The sequence below is a fragment of the Shouchella patagoniensis genome, from assembly GCF_002019705.1.
GTDB lineage: Bacteria > Bacillota > Bacilli > Bacillales > Bacillaceae_D > Shouchella > Shouchella patagoniensis.
In genome coordinates this window covers 761,928-785,695 of record NZ_KV917377.1, presented here as the reverse complement: position 1 = coordinate 785,695, position 23,768 = coordinate 761,928, and the positions used below count along the sequence as shown (strand labels likewise).

At 40.7% G+C, this 23,768-nt stretch carries 22 protein-coding genes; 21 read left to right on the top strand and 1 reads right to left on the bottom strand.

Going from position 1 to position 23,768, the window contains the following annotated elements:
* Nucleotides 1-65 precede the first annotated feature (65 nt).
* The 14 genes from BK584_RS04270 (at nucleotide 66) to BK584_RS04205 (ending at nucleotide 13,516) form a co-directional block, all read left to right on the top strand.
* A complete protein-coding gene (locus BK584_RS04270; protein WP_054712828.1) occupies nucleotides 66-314 on the top strand; it encodes a DUF3243 domain-containing protein in 249 nt (82 codons plus the stop codon).
* Nucleotides 315-481: 167 nt separating this feature from the next.
* The gene (locus BK584_RS04265) at nucleotides 482-1,249 is read left to right on the top strand and encodes a DUF3388 domain-containing protein (RefSeq protein WP_078391445.1); all 768 of its coding nucleotides are present in this window, start codon (nucleotides 482-484) and stop codon (nucleotides 1,247-1,249) included.
* 21 nt (nucleotides 1,250-1,270) lie between these two features.
* Nucleotides 1,271-2,173: a helix-turn-helix domain-containing protein gene (locus tag BK584_RS04260; protein WP_078391444.1), complete on the top strand. Its 903-nt coding sequence runs from the start codon at nucleotides 1,271-1,273 to the stop codon at nucleotides 2,171-2,173.
* Nucleotides 2,174-2,306: 133 nt separating this feature from the next.
* Nucleotides 2,307-2,885 carry a CDP-diacylglycerol--glycerol-3-phosphate 3-phosphatidyltransferase gene (gene pgsA / locus BK584_RS04255; RefSeq protein ID WP_078391443.1) on the top strand — a complete coding sequence of 193 codons (579 nt, stop codon included), beginning with the start codon at nucleotides 2,307-2,309 and terminating at the stop codon, nucleotides 2,883-2,885.
* 15 nt (nucleotides 2,886-2,900) lie between these two features.
* A complete protein-coding gene (locus BK584_RS04250) occupies nucleotides 2,901-4,154 on the top strand; it encodes a competence/damage-inducible protein A (RefSeq protein ID WP_078391442.1) in 1,254 nt (417 codons plus the stop codon).
* On the top strand, nucleotides 4,151-5,764 hold the full coding sequence (locus tag BK584_RS04245; RefSeq protein WP_078391441.1) for a DEAD/DEAH box helicase: 1,614 nt from the start codon (nucleotides 4,151-4,153) through the stop codon (nucleotides 5,762-5,764). The genes BK584_RS04250 and BK584_RS04245 overlap by 4 nt, the downstream gene beginning before the upstream one ends.
* A 270-nt stretch (nucleotides 5,765-6,034) precedes the next feature.
* Nucleotides 6,035-7,081: a recombinase RecA gene (gene recA / locus BK584_RS04240; protein WP_078391440.1), complete on the top strand. Its 1,047-nt coding sequence runs from the start codon at nucleotides 6,035-6,037 to the stop codon at nucleotides 7,079-7,081.
* Nucleotides 7,082-7,242: 161 nt separating this feature from the next.
* Complete coding sequence (locus BK584_RS04235) at nucleotides 7,243-8,232, top strand: metallophosphoesterase family protein (protein WP_078391439.1); 990 nt, start codon at nucleotides 7,243-7,245, stop codon at nucleotides 8,230-8,232.
* Entirely contained in the window at nucleotides 8,219-9,664 is a 1,446-nt protein-coding gene (locus tag BK584_RS04230; protein WP_078391438.1) for an AAA family ATPase, read from the top strand. Before BK584_RS04235 ends, BK584_RS04230 begins: the two co-directional genes overlap by 14 nt.
* Nucleotides 9,651-9,905 carry a hypothetical protein gene (locus BK584_RS04225; protein WP_078391437.1) on the top strand — a complete coding sequence of 85 codons (255 nt, stop codon included), beginning with the start codon at nucleotides 9,651-9,653 and terminating at the stop codon, nucleotides 9,903-9,905. Before BK584_RS04230 ends, BK584_RS04225 begins: the two co-directional genes overlap by 14 nt.
* The gene (locus BK584_RS04220) at nucleotides 9,895-10,554 is read left to right on the top strand and encodes an AAA family ATPase (RefSeq protein ID WP_367579283.1); all 660 of its coding nucleotides are present in this window, start codon (nucleotides 9,895-9,897) and stop codon (nucleotides 10,552-10,554) included. Before BK584_RS04225 ends, BK584_RS04220 begins: the two co-directional genes overlap by 11 nt.
* A 137-nt stretch (nucleotides 10,555-10,691) precedes the next feature.
* The gene (gene rny / locus BK584_RS04215) at nucleotides 10,692-12,269 is read left to right on the top strand and encodes a ribonuclease Y (protein WP_139365607.1); all 1,578 of its coding nucleotides are present in this window, start codon (nucleotides 10,692-10,694) and stop codon (nucleotides 12,267-12,269) included.
* Between the two features lie 53 nt (nucleotides 12,270-12,322).
* Nucleotides 12,323-13,114, top strand: a complete 792-nt coding sequence (locus tag BK584_RS04210) for a TIGR00282 family metallophosphoesterase (protein WP_078391436.1) — start codon at nucleotides 12,323-12,325, stop codon at nucleotides 13,112-13,114.
* Nucleotides 13,115-13,255: 141 nt separating this feature from the next.
* On the top strand, nucleotides 13,256-13,516 hold the full coding sequence (locus tag BK584_RS04205) for a stage V sporulation protein S (RefSeq protein WP_035422084.1): 261 nt from the start codon (nucleotides 13,256-13,258) through the stop codon (nucleotides 13,514-13,516).
* Between the two features lie 41 nt (nucleotides 13,517-13,557).
* Here BK584_RS04205 and BK584_RS04200 read toward each other — a convergent pair whose 3' ends face one another.
* The gene (locus BK584_RS04200; protein ID WP_078391435.1) at nucleotides 13,558-14,364 is read right to left on the bottom strand and encodes a protein-glutamine gamma-glutamyltransferase; all 807 of its coding nucleotides are present in this window, start codon (nucleotides 14,362-14,364) and stop codon (nucleotides 13,558-13,560) included.
* A gap of 226 nt (nucleotides 14,365-14,590) precedes the next feature.
* Here BK584_RS04200 and miaB point away from each other — a divergent pair, with 226 nt between their 5' ends.
* The 7 genes from miaB (at nucleotide 14,591) to miaA (ending at nucleotide 23,753) form a co-directional block, all read left to right on the top strand.
* On the top strand, nucleotides 14,591-16,156 hold the full coding sequence (gene miaB / locus BK584_RS04195; protein ID WP_078391434.1) for a tRNA (N6-isopentenyl adenosine(37)-C2)-methylthiotransferase MiaB: 1,566 nt from the start codon (nucleotides 14,591-14,593) through the stop codon (nucleotides 16,154-16,156).
* Nucleotides 16,153-16,572, top strand: a complete 420-nt coding sequence (locus tag BK584_RS04190) for a YlbF/YmcA family competence regulator (RefSeq protein WP_078391433.1) — start codon at nucleotides 16,153-16,155, stop codon at nucleotides 16,570-16,572. Before miaB ends, BK584_RS04190 begins: the two co-directional genes overlap by 4 nt.
* Before the next feature lie 199 nt (nucleotides 16,573-16,771).
* Nucleotides 16,772-17,344 carry an outer spore coat protein CotE gene (locus tag BK584_RS04185; protein ID WP_078391432.1) on the top strand — a complete coding sequence of 191 codons (573 nt, stop codon included), beginning with the start codon at nucleotides 16,772-16,774 and terminating at the stop codon, nucleotides 17,342-17,344.
* Nucleotides 17,345-17,451: 107 nt separating this feature from the next.
* A complete protein-coding gene (gene mutS / locus BK584_RS04180) occupies nucleotides 17,452-20,073 on the top strand; it encodes a DNA mismatch repair protein MutS (RefSeq protein ID WP_078391431.1) in 2,622 nt (873 codons plus the stop codon).
* A 20-nt stretch (nucleotides 20,074-20,093) separates the two neighbouring features.
* A complete protein-coding gene (mutL, locus tag BK584_RS04175; RefSeq protein WP_078391430.1) occupies nucleotides 20,094-22,001 on the top strand; it encodes a DNA mismatch repair endonuclease MutL in 1,908 nt (635 codons plus the stop codon).
* Between the two features lie 14 nt (nucleotides 22,002-22,015).
* Nucleotides 22,016-22,822, top strand: coding sequence for a class I SAM-dependent methyltransferase (locus BK584_RS04170; protein ID WP_078391429.1), 807 nt, complete (start codon nucleotides 22,016-22,018; stop codon nucleotides 22,820-22,822).
* Nucleotides 22,815-23,753: a tRNA (adenosine(37)-N6)-dimethylallyltransferase MiaA gene (miaA, locus tag BK584_RS04165; protein ID WP_245808802.1), complete on the top strand. Its 939-nt coding sequence runs from the start codon at nucleotides 22,815-22,817 to the stop codon at nucleotides 23,751-23,753. Before BK584_RS04170 ends, miaA begins: the two co-directional genes overlap by 8 nt.
* Nucleotides 23,754-23,768 lie beyond the last annotated feature (15 nt).

The window sequence follows — 23,768 nt, the reverse complement described above, 5'->3', positions numbered from 1 at the left end:
TAATTGGAGCCTTTAGCGGCATACTACATGTGAATCTTTTTTAAAATTTCAAAGGAGGGATTCGCATGTCCGTACTTGACAACTGGGATCATTGGAAAGAATTTTTAGGAGAGCGCCTCGATCAGGCTCAGCACGAGGGCATGGATGAAACGATTGTAAGTGACGTTGCTTACCAAGTCGGAGAATATTTGTCTGAACAAGTTGAACCTAAAAATGAGCAAGAGCGTGTGCTTGCAGAGCTATGGAAAGTAGCTGATGAGAAAGAACAGCATGCAATTGCAAACATGATGGTAAAACTAGTTGGCCATAAGTAATAAGACTGCTGCTTGTTCTTCTACTGAACAAGCGGCTTTTTTTGTATCAGCTCTTTTCTTTAATTTACACAGGAAAATACTTTCATTTTTATAGTGAATCCTATATCATAGAGCCAAGAAGAATAGCTTAATTTGTCAATTTTTTTCGAGGGAAAGGAAGTGGCACGGTGAAGGAATGGTATTTTGAGTACCAATTGCACGAAAACCGGCCGGGAATACTTGGGGATATTTCTTCTCTTCTTGGTATGCTTTCAATTAATATTGTAACAATTAATGGGATTGACCACACTCGTAGGGGAATGTTGCTTCGCAGTTCAGATGATGACAGCGTCAAACGGTTTAAAGCCATCTTACATACAATTGGCAGCGTAACAGTAACCAAATTCCGTGAGCCACGAGTAAGGGATAGGCTTGCCATTCGTCATGGTCGCTATATTGAACGTAATGCTGCTGAAAAGAAAACATTTCGTTTTATTCGCAGAGAACTAGGGTTACTTGTTGATTTTATGGCAGAATTGATGAAAAAAGATGAGCATTACTTGATTGGTATTCGTGGTATGCCTCGTGTTGGGAAAACGGAGTCTGTTGTTGCAGCGAGTGTTTGTGCAAATAAAAGATGGTCATTTATTTCATCTACTCTTTTGCGACAAACGGTGCGTAGTCAACTGGCAGATGATGAAATGGATGGCGATAATATTTTTATTATTGACGGCATTGTGTCAACGATGCGAGCAACGGAAAAACACCGCATGCTTGTTCATGATATTATGCGGTTGCCAGCAGTAAAAGTTGTTGAACATCCCGACATTTTTATCCGGGAAACAGAATATGAGATCGAAGATTTTGACTGTATTATTGAATTGCGTAACGATGACAATGAAGAAATAACGTACGATGTCGTAGAACCAGGATTTTCTTCCTTTGATATTAGCTAAAGTGTGTAGGTAGGTGTGACCATGTCTGAACTAGGTAATTATTTAAAAGAAGTTCGAGAAGAAAAACAAATGACGTTGGAAGATTTGCAACGTACAACAAAGATTCAAAAACGTTATTTAGCGGCCATTGAAGAAGGGAACTTTGATACACTTCCGGGAATTTTCTATGCCCGAGCGTTTGTTAAAACGTATGCAGAAGCTGTAGGTCTTGATGCAGATGAAGTTGTGGCGACGTATAAAAATGAATTACCCAATCCACAAAATGATGCAGTTGATTTACCATCGAGATCAGAACGAACAAAACCGGTACACAGAGAGCAAAAGCCAAGCAGTGGAAGACGACGTTCTGTTTCTTCCATTTTAATTCCCCTGTTAATTATTGCAGCGGTAGTCATTGCTGTTGTGGTTGTATGGAATGTGGTAAATGGAGGGTCCGCAGACCAAGAAGAAGTGCAAGATCCACCAAACAATACGTATGATCCTCCTGCTGCTGTTGAAGATGAAGAAAACGATGAGCAGGATACGGTTGATGAAGAGAATGACAACGGTACTGAAGAAGACAATGCTGCTACTGATGAAGATACTGAAGAAGACAACAATAACGAACCAGAGCTGACTTTAGAAGATGAATCAGCCAATTCACAATCCTTTTTGTTGTCAAATGTAGATTCGCTTGAATCGATTGTTATCACGATGTCTGGGCAGTCTTATATCGGTGTTAGAGATGGGAACAATGTTAGCGAATTGTTAGAAGATAACTCTGCTGATTATGGTGCTGATTATGAACCGGATGTTGATGGCTTGGAATCAGTAAACGTTAGGATTGGTAACGGATTTGATGTTGAGCGCTTTGAAGTAAATGGCGTTGAAGTCAAATTGCTTGAGACAGATGTCCAAACTGTGCAAATAGATGTAGTAGATTAAAAAGTAAGCTCTCTGTAATTGCAGGGAGCTTACTTTTTTGAGCGCTCTTTTTTCAGTCTGCCGCTGTCTATGGTACAATAGTTAAGAACGAAAAAAGCGATGCATCAGAGGAAGCAAGAAAGAAGGGAAAAACGTGAATTTACCAAATAAAATCACCGTTGCACGCATTTGCTTAATTCCACTATTTATGTTGTTTTTGTTAGTGGATATGCCACTTGGTGAAACGGAGCTGTTTAACGAAACGATTACGAATTCGATGTTAATTGCTACATTGATATTCATTATTGCAGCAGCAACAGATTGGTTGGATGGCTATTACGCACGAAAACTGAATCTTATTACAAGCTTTGGGAAGTTTTTAGATCCATTAGCAGACAAATTGCTTGTGGCAGCTGCGTTAATTGGTCTCGTTGAGGCACATCTGATTCCAGCTTGGATCGCAATTGTGATTATTAGCAGAGAATTTGCTGTTACTGGGATTCGTCTTGTAGCCGCTGCTGAAGGTGATGTGATTGCTGCGAGCAACTTAGGAAAATGGAAAACACTTACCCAGATGGTGGCCATAATCGCAAGTTTATTACATAATATTCCTTTTTCTGCTTTGTCGTTTCCATTTGCTGACTTGATGCTTTATATTGCTGCGTTGCTCACGATCTGGTCCGGTGTTGATTATTTTATCAAAAATAAACATGTAATTTTAAAATCGATGTAAAAGGGAGAGAGTTGGTTGAACGCTGAAATCGTAGCGGTTGGTTCCGAGCTCTTGTTAGGACAAATCGCGAATACAAATGGTCAGTTTATTTCAAAACAACTCGCAAGCATTGGTGTAGATGTATACACGCATACGGTTGTTGGTGATAATGAACAACGTTTGAACTTTGCACTGAAAGAAGCGCATAACCGTTCTGATATTGTCATTTTGACGGGCGGACTTGGACCAACAAAAGATGATTTAACGAAGGAAACCGTAGCAAAATTTTGTGGGAAACAATTGGTTTATGACGCTGAAGCATTAAACTATATTGAGGCGTTTTTTAAACAGCATAATCGTTCCATGTCTCCTAATAATAAAAAGCAAGCGCTGATCATTGAAGGTGCTCAAGTTCTTGCTAATCGCCATGGTATGGCTCCAGGAATGTTGCTTGAATTAGATGCTGGAAAGAAAATAGCATTATTACCAGGACCACCAAGTGAAATGAAGCCGATGTTTGAACGTGAATTATTGCCGTTACTGTTGGGGGCGAATGACCATGCTGCGATTACTTCGCGTGTTCTTCATTTCTTTGGCATTGGTGAATCGCAGTTGGAAACGGATTTGGATGATTTGATTGAAACACAAACCAATCCAACGATTGCTCCACTTGCTGGTGATGGTGAAGTTAAGTTGCGCTTAACAGTGAAACATGGTGATCCGACTGAAGCCGTTCGCTTGCTAAATGAAGTGGAGGAAAAGATTCAGGCGCGGGTCGGGAAATATCTTTATGGGTACGATGAGACAACACTTGTGGGCGAGATGTATGCAATGCTGAAACAGCAAGGATTGACGATTGCTAGTGCTGAGAGTTTAACAGCCGGTCTTTTCTCAAGTGAACTTGCTGCAGTGGCTGGCGCTTCAGATGTACTAAAAGGAAGCATTACTGCTTATGGCAATGATGTAAAGGAAAGCATTTTAGGCGTTTCTGCTGCTACATTACGTAATTTTGGTGCAATCAGTGAAGAATGTGCACTTGAAATGGCAAGGGGAGTCAAACATTTATTTAAGTCAGATGTTGCGATTTCCTTTACAGGTGTAGCAGGTCCAGAATCATTAGAAGGACATAAGGTCGGTTCGGTTATAATGGCACTTGTTTTTGCAGACGGTACAGAAAAAACAATTAGATTGTCACTTTCAGGTGGTCGCAATGCCGTTCGAAAACGTGGTGTAAAATATGGATATTTTCATTTGGTGGAAGAATTAAAAAGGAGAAATGGTAGTAAATGACATTTTTTGCAGACTTCAAGATATCAGACCAAGTAAAACAAGCAATTAAAGACATGGGCTTTGAAGAACCTTCACCGATTCAAGAAAAAGCAATTCCTGCTATTTTAACAGGCGGTGATGTTATTGGCCAAGCTCAAACTGGGACTGGTAAAACCGCCGCGTTTGGCATCCCAGTTGTTGATAAAGTGACAGAGGAGCGCTTTATTCAAGCACTTATTTTAACACCAACACGAGAACTTGCCATTCAAGTTTCTGGAGAGCTTCAAAAGCTCTCAACTCATAAACGGATTCGAACACTCCCAGTATACGGAGGACAATCAATTGGACACCAAATTAAGGCGCTCCGCCAAGGTGTTCAAATCGTTATTGGTACTCCTGGTCGGATGCTTGATCACTTGCAACGTGGAACATTAAATTTAAATTCTGTTCACACCGTGGTCCTGGACGAAGCAGATGAAATGCTTGATATGGGATTTGTAGATGATATTGAATCGATTTTAAAAGAGGTAAATGATGTACGTCAGACATTGCTCTTTTCGGCAACAATGCCACCGGCGATTCGAAAGCTTTCGCGTAAATACATGAATGACCCTTCTACTGTCACAATTAATAAAGGGGAAGTGACGGCTCCTTCCATTAATCAACTTTATTATAAGGTGCTTGAACGAAACAAAATTGATTCGCTGTGCCGTATTATTGATAGCGATAATGTTGAACTCGGTATTTTATTTTGTCGGACCAAAAAAGGAGTCGCAGAGTTAACTGAAGCACTGCAAGCTCGAGGGTATTTGGCTGATGGCTTACACGGAGATTTAACACAATCGCAACGTGATGTGGTGATGAAGAGATTTCGAGACTCTTCCATCGAATTTTTGATTGCAACCGATGTTGCTGCTAGAGGAATTGATGTGGAGAATGTCAGCCATGTTATTAATTATGACATCCCACAAGACCCAGAAAGTTATGTTCACCGAATTGGACGAACTGGTCGTGCTGGCCGGACTGGAGCTGCAATTACTCTCGTAACGCCTCGGGAAATGAAGCATTTACGCTCGATTGAAAAAGAAATTAAGATGCACATTCCGTCACGCGAGGTTCCAACGATTGAAGAAGTTGTTGAGAAACAGCAGAGCGCTTGGAAGAGCTTGGTTGAAGATACAATTGGTCAAGGTGGAAAAGATATGGATTTATTTTTACCACTTGCTGACGAGATTCTTGCTGAACAAGACGCAAAAGAAGTGATTGCAGCTCTGTTGAAATTAAAGTTTTCTACCGAAACAGCAAACGAAGATGCTGGGTATAGCTTTGGTGAAACGGGTGGAGCAAAAGGGATGGTACGTTTCTTTATTAATGTTGGTCGGAATGTTAACTTAACGCCTAAAATCCTTGGAGATGAAATTAGTCGTCTTGTTGGTATTCCAGCCCAAACGATTGGTAGAATTGATATCTTTGAGAACTTTTCGTTTGTTGATGTCCCCGAAGAAGCTGCTCCTTTCGTCTATGAGGGTCTTCGCTACTCAAGAATAAATGGAGCGCGTGTAAATCTGGAGCCTGCAAAGCCTCGCCCTAAGAGAGAAAGACGTACGCCCGCAGGCTCTCGTCGCACATAAATGATGAAAACGAAAAAAATCGGGATTTCCCGGTTTTTTTTGCTTCAAAAAACCGAATAAATGTTCGTAAAACCTATTGGCAAATACTCAAAAAAACGTTATGATGGAATAAGCATTAAAAGTTAGTTGTGAAAAGCGGGTAGTTGACTTTGGTAAACAGGGTTCGACGAACTAATTTAACTTCTGGCTATAAAAGGCAGACACCTAGACATGCTTAATTGTGTGCATGTTACTGAATAGATTGACTGGAAAGAAGAAGGAGAGATGAAGATGAGTGATCGTAAACAAGCATTAGACATGGCGTTGCGCCAAATTGAAAAACAGTTTGGTAAAGGATCAATTATGAAGCTTGGTGAACAAGCAGAACAACGAGTATCAACGATTTCAAGTGGGACGCTCGCTTTAGACATTGCGCTTGGCGTTGGTGGTTATCCAAAAGGGAGAGTTGTAGAGGTTTATGGTCCAGAGTCTTCTGGTAAAACGACTGTAGCTCTGCATGCGATAGCGGAAGTACAACGCCAAGGCGGACAAGCTGCTTTTATTGATGCTGAGCATGCTCTTGATCCTGTTTATGCTGGAAAATTAGGCGTTGACATTGATGAACTGTTGTTATCACAGCCTGATACAGGGGAACAGGCGCTTGAGATTGCTGAAGCGCTTGTACGAAGTGGTGCGCTTGATATCATTGTTATCGATAGTGTTGCCGCACTTGTACCAAAAGCAGAAATTGAAGGTGAGATGGGTGATTCCCATGTTGGGTTGCAGGCTCGATTAATGTCCCAAGCATTGCGTAAATTGTCTGGCGCGATTAATAAATCAAAAACAATTGCGATCTTTATCAACCAAATTCGTGAAAAGGTTGGCGTTATGTTTGGAAATCCTGAAACAACGCCAGGAGGACGTGCGCTTAAATTCTATTCGTCTGTACGTTTGGAAGTACGCCGTGCTGAAGCATTGAAGCAAGGAAATGAAATTGTTGGGAATCGTACAAAAATTAAAGTTGTTAAAAACAAAGTGGCTCCACCATTCCGTTTAGCTGAAGTGGATATTATGTACGGAGAAGGAATCTCGCGAGAAGGATCAATGCTTGATATTGCTGCTGAACTAGATATTGTTGAAAAAAGTGGTGCTTGGTATTCATACAAAGGTGATCGCTTAGGGCAAGGTCGAGAAAATTCAAAGCAATTCTTAAAAGAGAATCAAGCAATGACTGCCGAAATTGAGCGATTAATTCGCGACCATCATGGCTTAGATGGTGAAATAAAAGTAGCAGAAGCGGATGAATCGCTTGAAGACATTCCCCTTGATTTAAAATAGGAGGATGTAATTTGATAAGGCTACCCTGAAAATGGGTGGCCTTATTTGCTTAGGTTTTTTGCTCTTCACGCTCTTTCCGTTTTGCTTTAAACTAAATAGAGAAAAGCTGGTTTATTTTTTTGCTGATTTAATTCAGGCGAGTGAGAATGTGGGAGGACAACATGATTAAGTTTCTCTATTTTACAGATACACATATACGGGGAACAGCCCCAAAAAACAGGTTAGATACATTTCCAGAAACATTAAAAAACAAGGTTAGTCAAGTAATCGAAATAGCGAAAAAAGAGCAAGTTGACGTGTTACTTCATGGTGGTGATGTTTTTGATCGTCCTGATTTGTCACCAAGCACTGTTGGCCAGTTTGCTCAAATCTTTCGACAAGCCCATGCACCGATTTATACGATATCAGGAAACCATGATACGTTTGGTCATAACCCAGAGACCGTGTCCAGAACAATGCTTGGATTATTAGACGCTTTTGGGATTATGACATTGATTCATCCAGATCAGCCGGTCGTTTTTGAAAAAGAAGGGTTAAAGGTCCAATTTTCGGGACAACCGTATCACTATGATTTGGATCAACGTGATCCAAAGCTTGATTATTATCCTGTAAACGAAACGCAGGCTGATAAAATGATTCATTTAGCGCACAGCATGCTTGTTGAAAAAGCATTGCCAGAAGGGATTCCTCATACGTTAGTTGACCATATTTGGGGGACAAGTGCTGATGTGATCCTTACCGGGCATTTTCATTCGGGCTTCGGAATTAAAGAACGCGAGGGGAAATTCATTTGTAATCCAGGAGCGATCGCACGTATTAATAACCACTGGACGGAAATAGAACGGATGCCAAAGGTGATTGTAGGCACGGTTAGAAAAGAAGTTATTGAGTTAAAGGAAATCGAATTGCAAGCGGCAAAAGGTAGTGATGTGCTTGATCGCGCTTATGTAGAGAAAGCAAGTCATCAAGAAGAAAAGCTTCACGCTTTTGTACAGCAAGTAAAAGAACAATCTAATTTTCAAACACTACAAATGAATGAAATCATCAGTGAGATTGCAGCGATGTCTAATGTTGAAGACAAGGTTCGACAGGAAGCATTGCGACGCATGACCATCATTGAGGAACGCTGGGAGGCTGATGAAGCTGAATAACATAGTGTCAGTGAGATTGGAAAATTTCCAATCCCATCTGGATACAGCGGTGAATTTTGATTCCGGGTTAAATGTCATCGTTGGTCAATCTGATAGTGGGAAGACAGCTGTTTTGCGAGGAATTAGATGGGCGTTATTTAACCAACCGCGGGGGACAGATTTTCTTCGAGTTGGTGCGGATTTTGTACGTGTAACGGTTATACTTGATACTGGAGTGGCCATTGTACGTGAACGAACATCTTCAAAAAATCGGTACGTTATAAAAAAACAGGACAGTGAAGATTTGGTACTTGAAGGATTTGGATCGCAAGTACCTGAAGAGGTCATCCAAGCTCATCAAATGAGAGCTTTTCGAATCGATTCAGATCATGAATGGCAGTTGCAAATCGCTCAGCAACTAGATGGTCCTTTTTTATTAGAACAAACTGGCTCATTGCGAGCAAAAACAATTGGCCGAATGAGTGGGGCGCATTATCTGGATATGGCTATAAGAGATACATCAAAAGATGTGTATAGCTTGTCACAAAGAACAAAGCAAAAAGAACTTGAAGTAAAAGAAGCAACCGAAGCACTCATCCCATTTGAGCGGCTTGAACAAGATAAAAATCAATTAGATAAAGCGTTTCTCAGATTAGAAAAGGCAAAAGCGGCCCAAGAAAGGTTAGCGATGTTAAAACAATTGGGGAGCAAATTTGATCGGGTCAATACAGAGCGAAGCATGATAAAAGACAAGCTGAAGTTGGTTCAGAACTTGCGAGACTGGGAGGTCTGTTACGAACAAGTAAAACAGCTTTGGTCCAAGCAAAAAATGCTTTTAAAGCTATCTGAACAATGGAGTCGTCTAATGAAAGACAGCCAAACGTGTAAGATCTGGCTTGGAAAAACTGAAAATATGAATCAAGCTGAACGGCTTCATGAGTTGATGTATCGTTATGCAGCTAAGTGGCAACAAACAGAGCAAATACGCGAAAGAAAACAAGTAATTAGCGAACATCAGCAGAAACTAGCAAGAGCGATGCAACAAACCGATTTCTTAAACAAAATCGATACAGAACGAATTAGCCGTGTACAAGCCAAGCAAGCGCGAAAAACGAAGCTCGTTCGATTAGCTGAACGATTGCAGCAATTAGGTAATGATCAAGCAGTTGTAAAGAAACAGGCAGAACGGACTGGGCAGATGGAAAGTGCCGTCACATTGTTGAATGAGACAACGGAATTAACTAAAAGACATACAAAACTAGTTACACTTGCATATTCACAAAAAGAGTTAGAGAAACGCATTGCTGATGGTCGAGCGTTTATTGTAAAAAACCAACATGAAGAAAAGAAATTAGAAGCAAGTTATAATGATCAATTAACAGCACTAGGGATATGTCCAACGTGCGGACAAGCGATTCATTTTGAGGGGGAGCATACGAATGAAACAAGTTGAACAAGATTTGGAGAAGATGAAACAAGCGATAGATAAAGCGAAGGATGTTCGTTATCGGGCAGAAGCAAAGTTGGAGGAATTAGAGAACCAGAAAAATCGATTACTAGAGGAGTTAGAGGAGCTGGGAGTGAAACCGGAAGAACTAGATGAAGAGATTACTAGGTTAGAGAGTGAGATTAATCGTTCTATGGAGGAAGCATGGACGCTTATTCCAAAGGAGCTAGCTAGTCGTGATCAATGAGGACTTACAAGCATTAGAATTAGAGCTGCAAGCAGCGAAAGAAAAATGGACGCGTCTAGACGAGAAGAAAAAGCTATTAAGTGATCGTTTAAAAAAGGCTGAAGCAGAACTAGTTGAGTTTGAAGATACAATGGATACGTATGAAAAAGCGCGTATCTTATTGCAACAATCTGCCGAATACGCAAGAAAACAGGCAAAACAACAAATGGAGACACTTGTGACAAATGCACTACAATATGTATTTGGACCACTCATTTCGTTTGAAATTGAACTCGAGGAACATGGAAGCAGAGCAGTGGCCGAGATGTTTGTTGTTTCTGATTACGAAGGTGTAAAAGTAAAAACAAAACCTCAAGATTCTAGAGGTGGGGGCGTAGTAGACATTGTGACACTTGCACTTCGAGTGGCGTTAATGGAAACAACTCAGCCTAGACAAGCTGGTCCCCTTCTGTTAGATGAACCTGGAAAGCATGTCTCAGGGGAGTATACTCACTATTTATACGAATTTCTAAAGTCCCTCGCAACAATGTTTGGGCGCCAAATTGTAATGATTACACATAACCAGCATTTAACAGAGTCAGGAGACAAAGCATTTATGGTCACAATACGTGACGGACTGAGCGAACTTCAAGAACTTACCAGCTCTTGACACTGAGCTTTTCTGCGCGTAAAATAATGAATGATACAGTATGTAAAAAAGGCTGTATTTATGTAAGTTTGTTTATTAAATGATTAACAACGTAAAAACGTTAAAACCAACAATTGGATAGCAAGGGAGGTGTAACGATGCCAAGCTATGAAATAAGTCTCTTGGTTCTCTGCCTCATTGTACTTGCTGTCTCTGTAGTTGCTGCGTATGTTGGATATCTTGTTCGAAAATCGGTCGCTGAAGCGAAAATATCAAGTGCTGAACATGCAGCAAAGAAAATTATTGATGACGCGAAGCGTGAAGCAGAAACTAACAAAAAAGAAGCCGTTTTGGAAGTGAAAGATGAAGTCCATAAGCTTCGAAGTGATGCAGAACGTGAAGTTCGTGAGCGAAGAAATGAGATTCAGAAACAAGAGCATCGTTTGGTCCAAAAAGAAGAGATTCTCGACCGAAAAAGCGTAACTCTCGACAAAAAAGAAGAATCGTTAGAAAAACGGGAGGAATCTCTCGCCAAAAAACAACGACAAGTTGAAGAGATGGAAAGTAAAATGAGCCAGCTATTGCTGGAGCAAAAGCAAGAGTTAGAACGAGTCTCCGGTTTGAGCCGTGAAGAAGCGCGTATGATTATTCGCCAGGAAGTGGAGCAAGAAGTGGCGCAAGATTCTGCTCTGTTAATAAAAGAAAAAATGGCTGAAGCAAAGGAAACGGCAGACAAGCGATCAAGAGAAATTCTATCGCTTGCTATTCAACGCTGTTCTGCTGATCATGTAGCAGAAACAACTGTCTCTGTTGTCAATTTGCCAAATGACGAAATGAAAGGCCGCATTATTGGACGTGAAGGTAGAAACATTCGTGCGCTTGAAACGTTAACAGGCATTGATTTAATTATTGACGATACACCAGAAGCAGTTATTTTATCTGGGTTTGATCCAATCCGTCGCGAAATTGCTAGGTCCGCCTTAGAAAAACTTGTCCAAGATGGTCGCATCCATCCCGCAAGAATTGAGGAAATGGTAGATAAATCGCGTCGCGAAGTAGATGAAACGATTCGAGAATATGGAGAACAAACCACGTTTGAAGTTGGTGTCCATGGGCTCCACCCAGATTTAATAAAGATCTTAGGACGCTTGCGTTTCCGTACAAGTTATGGTCAAAATGTGTTAAAGCATTCTATGGAAGTTGCTCACTTAACAGGTTTAATGGCAGCTGAACTCGGTGAAGATGTGAAGCTTGCTAAAAGGGCCGGTTTATTACATGATATTGGGAAAGCGATTGACCATGAGGTTGAAGGTAGTCATGTCGAGATTGGTGTAGAGCTTGCGACGAAGTATAAAGAACATCCTGTCGTTATTAATGCGATTGCTTCTCATCATGGAGATACAGAGGCGACATCAATTATTGCAACTCTTGTGGCAGCGGCTGATGCCTTATCTGCAGCTCGACCTGGAGCGAGAAGGGAAACACTAGAAACGTATATTCGCCGCTTAGAAAAACTCGAAGAAATTTCGGAGTCATTTGATGGGGTAGAAAAAACGTTTGCAATCCAAGCTGGAAGAGAAGTGCGGATTATGGTGCGACCAGATGTTGTTGATGATACACTAGCGCATAAACTCGCGCGGGATATTACAAAGAAAATTGAACAAGAGCTTGATTATCCTGGTCATATAAGGGTTACAGTGATTAGGGAAACGCGTGCTGTCGAGTACGCGAAATAAAGTGGCGAAAGCCACTTTATTTTTTTGAAATTTGTTTGAAAAAGAGGGATTTTTTGAGACTACTATTTATTGGCGATGTAGTGGGTTCACCGGGTAGGGACATGGTGAAAGACCATATTAAGACACTAAAACAACAACATAAACCAACTGTAACAATCATTAATGGCGAAAATGCAGCACATGGAAAAGGCATCACTGAAAAAATCTATAAAAGTTTTTTGGAGCAAGGCGCTCAAATGGTAACACTTGGTAACCATGCTTGGGATAAACGAGAAATCTTTGATTTTATAAAAGATGCAAAATGGCTTATCCGTCCGGCGAATCTTCCTGAAGGCACACCGGGTGTAGGTTACCGAATGATGAACATTAACCAAACGAAACTTGCGGTCATTAATTTACTTGGACGAACGTTTATGAATCCAGCTGATTGTCCGTTTCGAACGGCTGATGCGATTCTTGAAGAGATTGGCGATAGGGCAGATTGCATCTTTGTTGATTTCCATGCTGAGACAACCAGTGAAAAACAAGCGATGGGCTGGTATTTAGATGGACGAGTGAGTGCGGTAATTGGGACGCACACTCATGTACAGACAGCAGATGAGAGAGTCCTGCCACAGGGAACTGCTTATTTGTCTGATGCAGGCATGACAGGCCCTTTAGATGGTATTCTCGGCATGGATCGAGAAGCCGTATTGCATCGTTTTTTAACTGGATTACCTGCTCGATTTGAAGTAGCGGAAGGAAAAAAACAGTTAAATGGTGCTGTCGTTGATATAGATGAGCGAACTGGCCGAGCTACCCGAATTGAGCGAATTTCTATTTCTGATGAAACCCTTTTGCGCTAATAAACGCAAAAGGGTTTTAATCATTATGGTATATCTTTCTCTTTCAAGAAATAAGAATGTGTTAAGGCGCCGATCTGTTTTAACTAGATGGACGAACAGCTATAGCGCTAGCAGGCTTATCTCGTATAAGGAGGAATAGAAATGGAAGTCTTAAAAGTATCAGCAAAATCCACACCAAACTCAGTTGCAGGAGCACTCGCTGGCGTCATTCGTGAACGGGGAGCAGCTGAAATCCAAGCTATTGGGGCTGGAGCGTTAAATCAATCGATTAAAGCAGTTGCTATTGCCCGGGGATTTGTGGCTCCAAGTGGAATTGATTTAGTGTGTATTCCGGCTTTTACCGATATCCAAATTGATGGTGAAGAGCGAACGGCAATTAAATTGATTATAGAACCTCGATAAAGATAAAACGAGAAGATGCCTAAAGCATCTTCTCGTTTTTATTATAATAGACGCACGCGACTTTGTTCTTGAATGAGTATAGCTGTGTCAAGTCCGCTCCGAGGAGTATATCCAATGGCTGAAAACGTTCTTACATAAGTGAAGTTTAAGCGAGTGACTTGATTGAGCAAGTAAGCTGATGTTTGTGAGCCTGGACGTCTTTGTTCATTTAAATGATTGATAATTTGCTCGCTGCTGGCAATGGCAATACCGTGACCATAATAAAGATCTTCATTTAACTTAATGACATTTTCACCACGCCAAACTGAATTTTCAGGAGCTACATCTGGATTAATAAAATACAAACAATCACCAATAACAAAATCTGTTCCTTGTCGGGTTTCAAGATTCAAGTCTTCGTCATGCTCCCATGAATACAAATAAAGATTTTGAAATAATCGGTCAAACGAGGCACGGTCAATTGATTCTAACACCGCTTTATAAAACAAGATAATAATGGCTGTAGCACATTCAAATCCATACAGCTGCCCATTATAAAAGATGTCATTAATGGCTTGTGCGGGAGAAATCCCCCGACGTAATTGAAATGCTCCGTTAGGCATACGGTTCCAAAAGCGAGGATTGCAATAGGATTGTTTAAATGATTCAAAACGTGCACCACTACGGAGTAAAGAAATAGATGCATGAACCGTATTTGAGCGCAAAGCTAGTTCGAAACTCAATTCTCGCTGCGACGGATAGTTATACAGGACATTTGTATTTGCTAAGCTATTGAGGATGGCAGCTTCTACTTCAGATAACCCTACTAAAGAAGTAGTATCTAATGGCTTGCCGGCAATTTCAATCATCGAACCGACTCCTTTTTTGAGTATGGAATAGAAAGCACGGTTAATCTTTCACTGTCTTTATTTCAATCGTATTAATTCAGTTTATGCATCAAATAAAGCGGACAAACCAATTTTCTTATGATGATCAAAACTAGCAATACGAGAATAAGCACTGGTCATTGTGTTCTATCACCGAGCCACGTATAATATGAAGGGAATGTTTTGTTGTATGGAAGGAGATTTAAAAATGAGCGATCAAAAAAAGGCGAAGGATTACAGCCAGTATTTTGATTTTACCGATGCGCGCATTGTTTCAGAAGATGATGAAAAAAAAGTTGTGAAAATAAAAGGTCGAGAAATAACGATTTACGATCAACCTAACTACCGTTCAGGTCGTAAACGGAAACGTGAAGATGTTCAAGTCTTGCGTCCGGAAAAGATGATTCCAGATGAATTAGCTCACCTTGGAGCAGGAAAAAAGTTTCTAGTGCGTACGTATGGCTGTCAAATGAACGTCCATGATTCAGAAAATATGACGGGCATGCTTCTTGAGATGGGATTTGAAGAAACAACGGAAACGACTGAAGCGGACGTTATTCTTTTAAATACATGTGCGATAAGAGAAAATGCTGAGAATAAAGTGTTTGGTGAAATTGGGCATTTAAAACCATTAAAACTTGAAAAACCCGAGCTAATTATTGGCGTTTGCGGTTGTATGTCGCAAGAAGAATCTGTTGTAAACAAGATTATGCAAAAACACCAACATATCGATCTGATTTTTGGGACGCATAATATCCATCGTTTGCCTACTTTATTGCGAGATGCAATTTATGGAAAGGAAATGGTCATTGAGGTTTGGTCTAAAGAAGGCGACATCGTTGAGAACATGCCTCGTAAGCGTCAACATAAAACACAGGCATGGGTCAATATTATGTATGGCTGTGATAAATTCTGTACGTACTGCATTGTTCCGTATACTCGCGGGAAAGAACGCAGTCGACTTCCAGAGGATATTATTGCTGAAGTCCGTGATCTAGCACGGCAAGGGTACAAAGAAATTACTCTCCTTGGCCAAAATGTAAATGCGTATGGAAAAGATCTCCCAGGTGATTATGGTGGTCTTGGAGACTTAATGGATGCCATCCATAAAATTGATATTCCTCGTGTTCGTTTTACAACGAGTCATCCTCGTGATTTTGATGACCATCTAATTGAAGTACTTGCTCAAGGCGGTAACCTTGTAGAACATATTCATTTGCCGGTTCAACACGGGAACTCAGATATTTTGAAACTAATGGGCAGAAAGTATACAAGAGAACAATATATAACGTTAGCTGGGAAAATAAAAGAAGCGATACCTAATGCATCATTTACAACCGACTTAATTGTTGGATTTCCAAATGAAACGGACGAGCAGTTTGAGGAAATGATGACCTTAGTTGAAGAAATTCAATTTGATGCGGCCTATACGTATATTTATTCGCCACGTGAAGGTACTCCAGCGGCAAGAATGGAAGACAACGTGCCGATGGAGGTAAAGAAAAAACGCTTAGCTCGTTTGAACGCGCTTGTTAATGAGATTTCTGGTAAAAGGAATTTGGATTACCAAGACAAAGTTGTAGAAGTATTAGTTGAAGGGGAAAGCAAAAAGAACCCAGATGTGCTAGCAGGTAGAACGCGAACAAATAGACTTGTTAATTTTGTTGGTCCTAAATCAGTGATTGGTGAGATTGTGTACGTACAAATTACAGAAGCGAAAACGTGGTCTCTAAACGGGGACTTGATGGAATCGGCGGAGGTGCAGGCTCAGTGAGCACACTATATACAAAGCAGGATATAAAAGAGAAAGCAAAAGAATTAGCAAATATGCTCGCTCAAACAGAAGAAGTTGATTTCTTTAAACGTGCAGAAAAACAGATTAATGAGCATTTACGTGTCCAAGAAATGATTGCAGAGATTAAACGTAATCAAAAAGAAGCTGTAAACTTAAAGCATTATGGTAAGTCGGAAGCGCTCCAGCAAGTAGAAAAGAGAATCGATGAGCTACATGAAGAAATTGATCAGATTCCGCTCGTGCAAGAATTTAAACGCAGCCAAGTAGATGTGAATGAATTGCTTCAATTAATTACAAATACTGTTTCCAAAACAGTAACAGATGAAATCGTTCGATCAATGGATGGCGATGTTATGCGGGGAACAACTTCAAAAAGTCCTTTTCACAATTGTTAAGTAAAAAACACGGTGCTCTTTTTAGGGTGCCGTTTTTTTTCTTTGCACCGCATGGTCTAAATGCTTGCTCTTGTTCATAGCTTGGTAGAGAAGCGTCTAAGTATCGTTTATTGCACAGATTGAAGTAGTTGTGCATACCGTATTGAAAATGGACGTCTGCCTATGCCCATAGGCAATACGTGAAAATGGAGGGAACAAGATGGCTGACTCAAGAAATGAAACTAGTTACCGCGAAATTATCACGAAAGCTGTCTGCGGAAAAGGGCGCAAGTTTTCAGAAGCGACTCATCATATTAGACCGTCAGAGCCACCGTCAAGTATTTTAGGTTGCTGGATTATTAATCATACGTATAGTGCAAAAAAGCGCGGAGACACAGTTGAAGTGAACGGTTCCTATGATATCAATGTTTGGTTTTCGTATGTTAATAATACAAAAACCGATGTTGCAACTCAAACAGTTTCTTATACCGACATTGTTCCATTGTCGATGAAAGACGAGAATGTGATTTCCGAAGAACTGGATGTGGTAGCAAAAGCGGTCCAACAACCGAACACGCTGGAGGCCGTTATTTCAGAAAATGGGCGCTCTGTTGATGTGCAAGTAGAAAGAGAGTTTATTGTTGAGTGCATTGGCGAAACGAAGGTCGCTGTAGCTGTAAACCCACAAGGATTAATCGAAGAGTATCCCGTTGATCCACTCACAGGCGAGATTCGAGATGAAGACTTTGAGCAAATTGACCCGCATTTTTTGCAAGAAGAACTGGATAAATAAGTGAAGCCGCGCTGTTTTGAGCAGCCGGCTTTTTTTGTGTGCTACGTGAAGAATTGGTTTGCTCTATGGTATAATGGCTTAAGATTTTAGGAATATCGGAGGCTCTTATGGCACAAACCCCAATGATGCAACAATATTTACAAATTAAAGCCAACTATAAAGATGCATTTCTTTTTTTTCGTTTAGGCGATTTTTATGAGATGTTTTATGAAGATGCGATTAAAGCGTCAAAAGAACTTGAGATTACGTTAACAGGAAGAGGGCAAGGAGAAGAACGCATTCCAATGTGTGGTGTTCCTCATCATTCTGCTGAAAATTATATTACGCGATTAATTGAAAAAGGATATAAAATCGCTGTTTGTGAACAAGTTGAAGATCCAAAAATGGTAAAAGGAGTTGTGAAACGCGAAGTTACGAAAGTGTTGACTCCTGGTACATTAATGAACAGCAAATTGCTTCCGGAAAAAGAAAACAACTACTTGCTTGCATTTTCTTGTGAAGGGGAAAATGCGTATGGAATAGCCCGGTGCGATCTTTCAACAGGTGAGACAGATGTAACGCTATTAACTGGTGATATGGATGATTTATTACAAGAGATTTTAGCTGGAAATGCAAAAGAAGTCATTGCTCCAGATGACATTGAATTGGCGCTAAAAGAAAAGCTAGAAACACATCCAAGCTTTATTGTCACAGTCCAAAGTGATGAAAGTGAACTGAAAGAATATGAAGGGTTGATTTGTCATATTCAGCAACCAGCTTTAAAACAAGCATATAATCGCATGCTTCACTATTTGATTGAAACTCAAAAACAATCGTTAAGACACTTACAAAAAGCGGTTTTTTACCCTTCTGATTCATTTTTGAAGATGGATGTACACGCGAAGCGTAACCTAGAATTAGTCGAAACGTTGAGAGACAAGAAAAAAAGCGGTTCTTTGCTCTCTATCATCGATCAAACTGTGACATCAATGGGAGGAAGGTTGTTACGTCAGTGGCTTGATCGTCCATTAGTTAAAGAAGAAGCGATCGTAAATCGACAAGCAATCATTGAACAGTTTTTAGAACAGTATTTTGAACGGGAAACATTAAGAGATACGCTTAAAGAAGTTTATGATATTGAACGTTTGGCAGCTAGAATTGCTTATGGAAGTGTAAATGCGAGAGAGCTGGCTCAATTGAAGCGTTCTCTTAGTAAGTTGCCAGAAATTACAGCTCACCTTGCGCAATTAGGCTTGCAAAACCATTGGTTAAAGGAGCTTAGCCCTTTCAAAGAACTTGTGGTGATGTTAGGAGAAAGCCTTGTTGAGGACCCGCCAATTTCAGTGACAGATGGCGGACTTATTGTGGACGGATATAATAAAGAATTGGATACGTATCGTGATGCTAGTAGAAACGGAAAACAATGGATTGCGGAACTCGAGCGCTCAGAGCGTGAATCAACGGGTATACGTTCTTTAAAAGTAGGATACAACAAAGTATTTGGATATTACATTGAAGTCTCTCGTGCTAATACACATTTACTGCCTGAAGGCCGTTATGAGCGTAAACAAACGCTCGCTAATGCAGAACGGTATATTACACCAGAGCTTAAAGAGAAAGAAGCACTTATTCTTGAAGCCGATGAAAAACTGTCTGAATTAGAATATGAATTGTTTGTACGCATTCGCAGTCAAGTTGAAAAATTTGTTCCATCACTACAACTGCTTGCTGGCGAGATTAGCGAGATGGATGTACTGGCAGGATTTGCAGCTGTGGCTGAACAAAATTTATATGTAAAACCAACGTTAACCAATTCACGAGATGTGGCGATTAAAGGTGGCAGACACCCAGTCGTGGAAACCGTCATTAAACGGGGCAGTTACGTACAAAATGAAATTAACTTAACAGATGATCGTGACATGTTATTAATTACAGGTCCCAATATGGGCGGAAAATCAACGTACATGCGTCAGTTGGCTTTAACCGTTGTTCTTACGCAGATTGGGAGCTTTGTTCCTGCCGATGAAGCAACACTACCTATATTTGATAAAATTTTTACCCGTATTGGTGCAGCTGATGATTTAGCCAGCGGACAAAGTACATTTATGGTGGAAATGTTAGAGACTAAGGATGCGCTTACCAAAGCAACTCCGCATAGCTTAATCCTTCTTGATGAAATTGGCCGTGGTACATCTACATACGATGGAATGGCGCTTGCTCAAGCAATTATTGAATACATTTATAAATCCATAGGGGCAAAAACACTGTTTTCCACTCATTATCACGAACTTACAACTTTAGCAGAAACCATTCCGAACTTACGTAATGTCCACGTTTCCGCTGCCGAAGAGAATGGGACCGTTGTGTTTTTACACAAAGTGATAGAAGGTGCAGCAGATCGAAGCTATGGTGTTTATGTTGCAGAACTTGCCGGATTGCCTAGAAATGTGACAACGCGTGCTGAACAGTTGTTAAAAACGCTTGAGACGAGCCATGGAAACCGTGATTTGCCAACCACTCAAATGGACGACAGAGAGCTTGGTGTAGAAGAAGTTGCTGTTACAATTACTGAAGAACCACAGCAGCTCTCTTTGTTTGAACCAGAGGTAGAAAAACAAAAGGAAAAAGAATTAAACAGAAAAGAAAAAGAGTTGCTCACAAAAATTGTGGAAACGGATCTTTTACACTTGACGCCATTTCAAGCGTTGGAAAAAATCGATCAGTGGCAAAAACAGTTAAAAAGAAAATAAGCTGAAATGAGGTGGAACCAGTGGCAGCGATTCAACAGTTAAACGATTCATTGTCAAATAAAATAGCTGCAGGTGAAGTGGTTGAACGTCCTGCTTCCATCGTTAAGGAACTTGTTGAAAATGCGATCGATGCAAACAGCAAACAGATTCTTGTTGAGATCGAAGAAGGTGGACTGAGTTCAATTCGCATTGTTGATGACGGTGGCGGTATTGAGCCAGAGGAGCTTGAATTGGCATTCTTGCGTCATGCGACTTCAAAGATTAAAACGGACCGTGATTTGTTTACTATCCGCACTTTGGGCTTTCGCGGTGAAGCCCTACCGAGTATTGCTTCCGTTTCGACAGTATTAATATCAACAAGCACGGGAGGGCAGGGAGTCGAAATGACTCTTCAAGGTGGTGTAATAAAAGATAAAAAGCCATCTGGTGCTCGTCGAGGAACAAGCATTGTTGTTAAAGATCTTTTTTTTAATACACCAGCACGACTTAAGTATTTAAAAACGGTTTTAACCGAATCGGGGCATGTGAGTGATGTAATGAACCGTATGGCACTTGCTTATCCATCTATTGGTTTTCATTATGTTAGTGATGGTAAGACAGTGTTACAGACAGCTGGAAATGGAGATACGCTTCAGGTAATTGCTCAAGTATACGGTCGTCAAACTGCATCATCTATGGTTGAGATTGAAGGGACATCATTGGATTACGAATTAAGTGGATATGTGGCGAAACCAGAATTAACTCGTGCGAGCCGCCAGTATATGTCGATCTTTATTAATGGGCGGTATATTCGTAATTACAAATTAGCAAAAGCCATTCAACAAGGTTTTTATACATTACTTCCTATTGGACGCTACCCCATTGCAGTTTTGAAATTAGAAATGGATCCTAAATTAATTGATGTGAACGTTCACCCAGCTAAACTCGAAGTTCGTTTAAGTAAAGAAGACGCATTGGCGGAAATTATTACGACAAGCATTAAAAAAGCATTAACAAAAGAGACGCTTATTCCAGAGCCGACTAAATCACAAAAAGCAAAGCCAGCAGAATCGGAGCAGCTTGCTTTCTCTTTAGCGTATGAATCGCACCGAGCAAACGAAATGGTGCGAGAGCGAGAGCGGCCACAAGATAGTCAACGCTCTTTCATGCCGGGGGAAGAGGTAGCGTATAAACAAGCACAAGACTTGCCACGGGACCTGGATCGTACCTCCTATGATGTTTCACTAAGCACTGAATCACTTGAGGTCGAAGAAGAGGTTCACGCTAAACCAGAAATGGAAGCATCGGTGCAAGAGGTTGAGCGTAAGGGAGATCATGACGTTCAGCAAAATGAAGAAGAGGACGCGTCGGTCCCCCCTCTTTATCCGGTCGGACAAATGCATGGCACATACATTATTGCTCAGAATGAAAATGGAATGTATTTAATTGATCAGCACGCAGCTCAGGAACGTATTAAATATGAATACTTCCATAAAAAGCTTGCGGAGCCTTTGGCACAAACGCAAGAATTAATTGTGCCGATTACGTTAGAGTTAACCACACGTGAAACACTTTTAATCAATGAATCAAAGGAAAAATTAGAAGCAGTGGGATTGTTTTTAGAAGAATTCGGAAAGAATACATTTATGGTCCGTTCACACCCTACATGGTTTCCAAGTGGGGAAGAAGAGTCGACTATCCGAGAAATGTTTGAGCAGTTACTCGACATGCGGACGATTAATATACAAGATTTGCGCGAAGAAGCAGCAATCTTAATGAGTTGCAAAGCAGCGATCAAGGCGAATCGTCATTTACGTCATGATGAGATCTTCCAACTATTAGAAACTTTACGTAGATGTTCAGAACCATACACATGCCCCCACGGGCGACCAATTATCATCCATTTTTCCACGTATGAATTGGAGAAAATGTTTAAAAGGGTCATGTAGAGGAGTTTAATGGATTGATTGTTACAACGGCAAGAAAGCAAGCAGAAAAATTAAAGCAGACAGCTATACATCATGCTCAACTATTTCAAGTTCCATTTATTGAACGAGGAGATCGTTCTCTCGATACATTGTTCCGAGAATATCAAGTGGATGTATTGATTGTTGCCAAAAATAAACTAGCTCTTTATGGATTAAATGAGGAAACTCCTTTTTTCTACCATCCAAATTCCTCCTTACTCCGGTACAAGCAGTGGAAAAAAACGAAGTATGATCCGTTCATTGAAACGGCACAATTAAGCGAGGGAGATATTGTGATAGACGCTTCATTAGGTATGGGAGCAGATGCTGTTATGGCACAATTAGCTGTAGGGAAAAGTGGAAAAGTAATCGGGTTAGAGGCCGATCATCGTATTGCCACCATTGTTGCCCAGGGGTTGCAATCTTGGTCCGATGCGGACGCTTTATTTATAGACGCAATGAGGCGTATTCATGTTAAGCAATGCAATAGCTTGCATTTTTTAAAAAATGCAGCTGATAACAGTGCTGATATTGTTTATTTTGATCCAATGTTTGAAACAAAAATTGATTCTCCTGGCCTTTCAGGTATGCGCAAGTTTGCGTCTTATCAACCTCTTTCACTTGAAATGGTTCAAGAAGCCAAACGTGTGGCTCGGCGTGCAGTTGTTTTAAAAGACCATTATCAGAGCCAACAATTTAAACGGTTTGAATTTGTTGTGAAGCGACGTCAACACGCTGCATTTCAATATGGTCTAATCGTATTAGATGTCAGTAAAAAAAGGGGTGTTGACTCGATTGAATAACGAAACACTTATTGCGATTGTTGGTCCTACAGCCGTTGGAAAAACAGCGCTAAGCATTAAGCTTGCTTTGGAGTTGGGCGGAGAAATTGTAAGCGGCGATTCGATGCAAGTGTATAAAAGAATGAATATTGGCACTGCAAAAGCGAGCAAAGAAGAGTTGGCGCAAGCCCCTCATCATTTAATTGATATTCTTGAACCTACAGAACCATGGACGGTGTCTATGTTTCAAGAACGTGCTCTTCATGCAATTTCAGAAATACGAGGTCGAGGCAATGTCCCAATATTAGTTGGAGGCACAGGACTTTATGTTCAAGCGATAACCCATGAATTTTCTTTTGCAGAGGCGAAGGCGGATGAGGATTATCGAAAACAGATGGAGCACTATTTGCATGAACACGGGTCACTTGCGTTACATCATCAATTGGACGAGGTTGACCCAGTTGCAGCTCATACCATTCATCCCAATAATACACGTCGGGTTATTCGAGCATTAGAGGTCATTCATACGACAGGAACTCTTTTCTCAGAACAGCCCAATGAACGCGCCAAGCCCCGTTTTGATACGGCAATGATTGGGTTGACGATGGAACGTAATCAACTTTATGAACGCATTAATAAGCGGGTTGATTTAATGTTAAATGATGGGTTATTAGATGAAGTAACTCGCCTATTCAACGATGGTGTGGAAGGACAGGCGATTCAAGGCATTGGCTATAAAGAAATTTATGCATTCTTACGGGGAGAGTGCTCGTTTGATTCAGCGGTTGATCAACTAAAACAAAATTCAAGACGTTATGCAAAAAGGCAACTCACTTGGTTCCGCAACCGTAGTGAAGCGAATTGGTTTGATGTAGGGAATAATCGGGAAGACAAAATATTTCAGGATGTGCAGAGTTTTTTAGCAGGAAAACGAAGGTTTCGAAACGAATAAGAAAAAGGAATGATA

Bases quoted from the DNA above. Each gene is read 5' to 3' on its own strand.
- BK584_RS04270 (WP_054712828.1), top strand. From the start codon at position 66: ATGTCCGTACTTGACAACTGGGATCATTGGAAAGAATTTTTAGGAGAG.
- BK584_RS04260 (WP_078391444.1), top strand. From the start codon at position 1,271: ATGTCTGAACTAGGTAATTATTTAAAAGAAGTTCGAGAAGAAAAACAA.
- BK584_RS04245 (WP_078391441.1), top strand. From the start codon at position 4,151: ATGACATTTTTTGCAGACTTCAAGATATCAGACCAAGTAAAACAAGCA.
- recA (WP_078391440.1), top strand. From the start codon at position 6,035: ATGAGTGATCGTAAACAAGCATTAGACATGGCGTTGCGCCAAATTGAA.
- BK584_RS04235 (WP_078391439.1), top strand. From the start codon at position 7,243: ATGATTAAGTTTCTCTATTTTACAGATACACATATACGGGGAACAGCC.
- BK584_RS04230 (WP_078391438.1), top strand. From the start codon at position 8,219: ATGAAGCTGAATAACATAGTGTCAGTGAGATTGGAAAATTTCCAATCC.
- BK584_RS04225 (WP_078391437.1), top strand. From the start codon at position 9,651: ATGAAACAAGTTGAACAAGATTTGGAGAAGATGAAACAAGCGATAGAT.
- rny (WP_139365607.1), top strand. From the start codon at position 10,692: ATGCCAAGCTATGAAATAAGTCTCTTGGTTCTCTGCCTCATTGTACTT.
- BK584_RS04205 (WP_035422084.1), top strand. From the start codon at position 13,256: ATGGAAGTCTTAAAAGTATCAGCAAAATCCACACCAAACTCAGTTGCA.
- BK584_RS04200 (WP_078391435.1), bottom strand. From the start codon at position 14,364: ATGATTGAAATTGCCGGCAAGCCATTAGATACTACTTCTTTAGTAGGG.
- miaB (WP_078391434.1), top strand. From the start codon at position 14,591: ATGAGCGATCAAAAAAAGGCGAAGGATTACAGCCAGTATTTTGATTTT.
- BK584_RS04185 (WP_078391432.1), top strand. From the start codon at position 16,772: ATGGCTGACTCAAGAAATGAAACTAGTTACCGCGAAATTATCACGAAA.
- mutS (WP_078391431.1), top strand. From the start codon at position 17,452: ATGGCACAAACCCCAATGATGCAACAATATTTACAAATTAAAGCCAAC.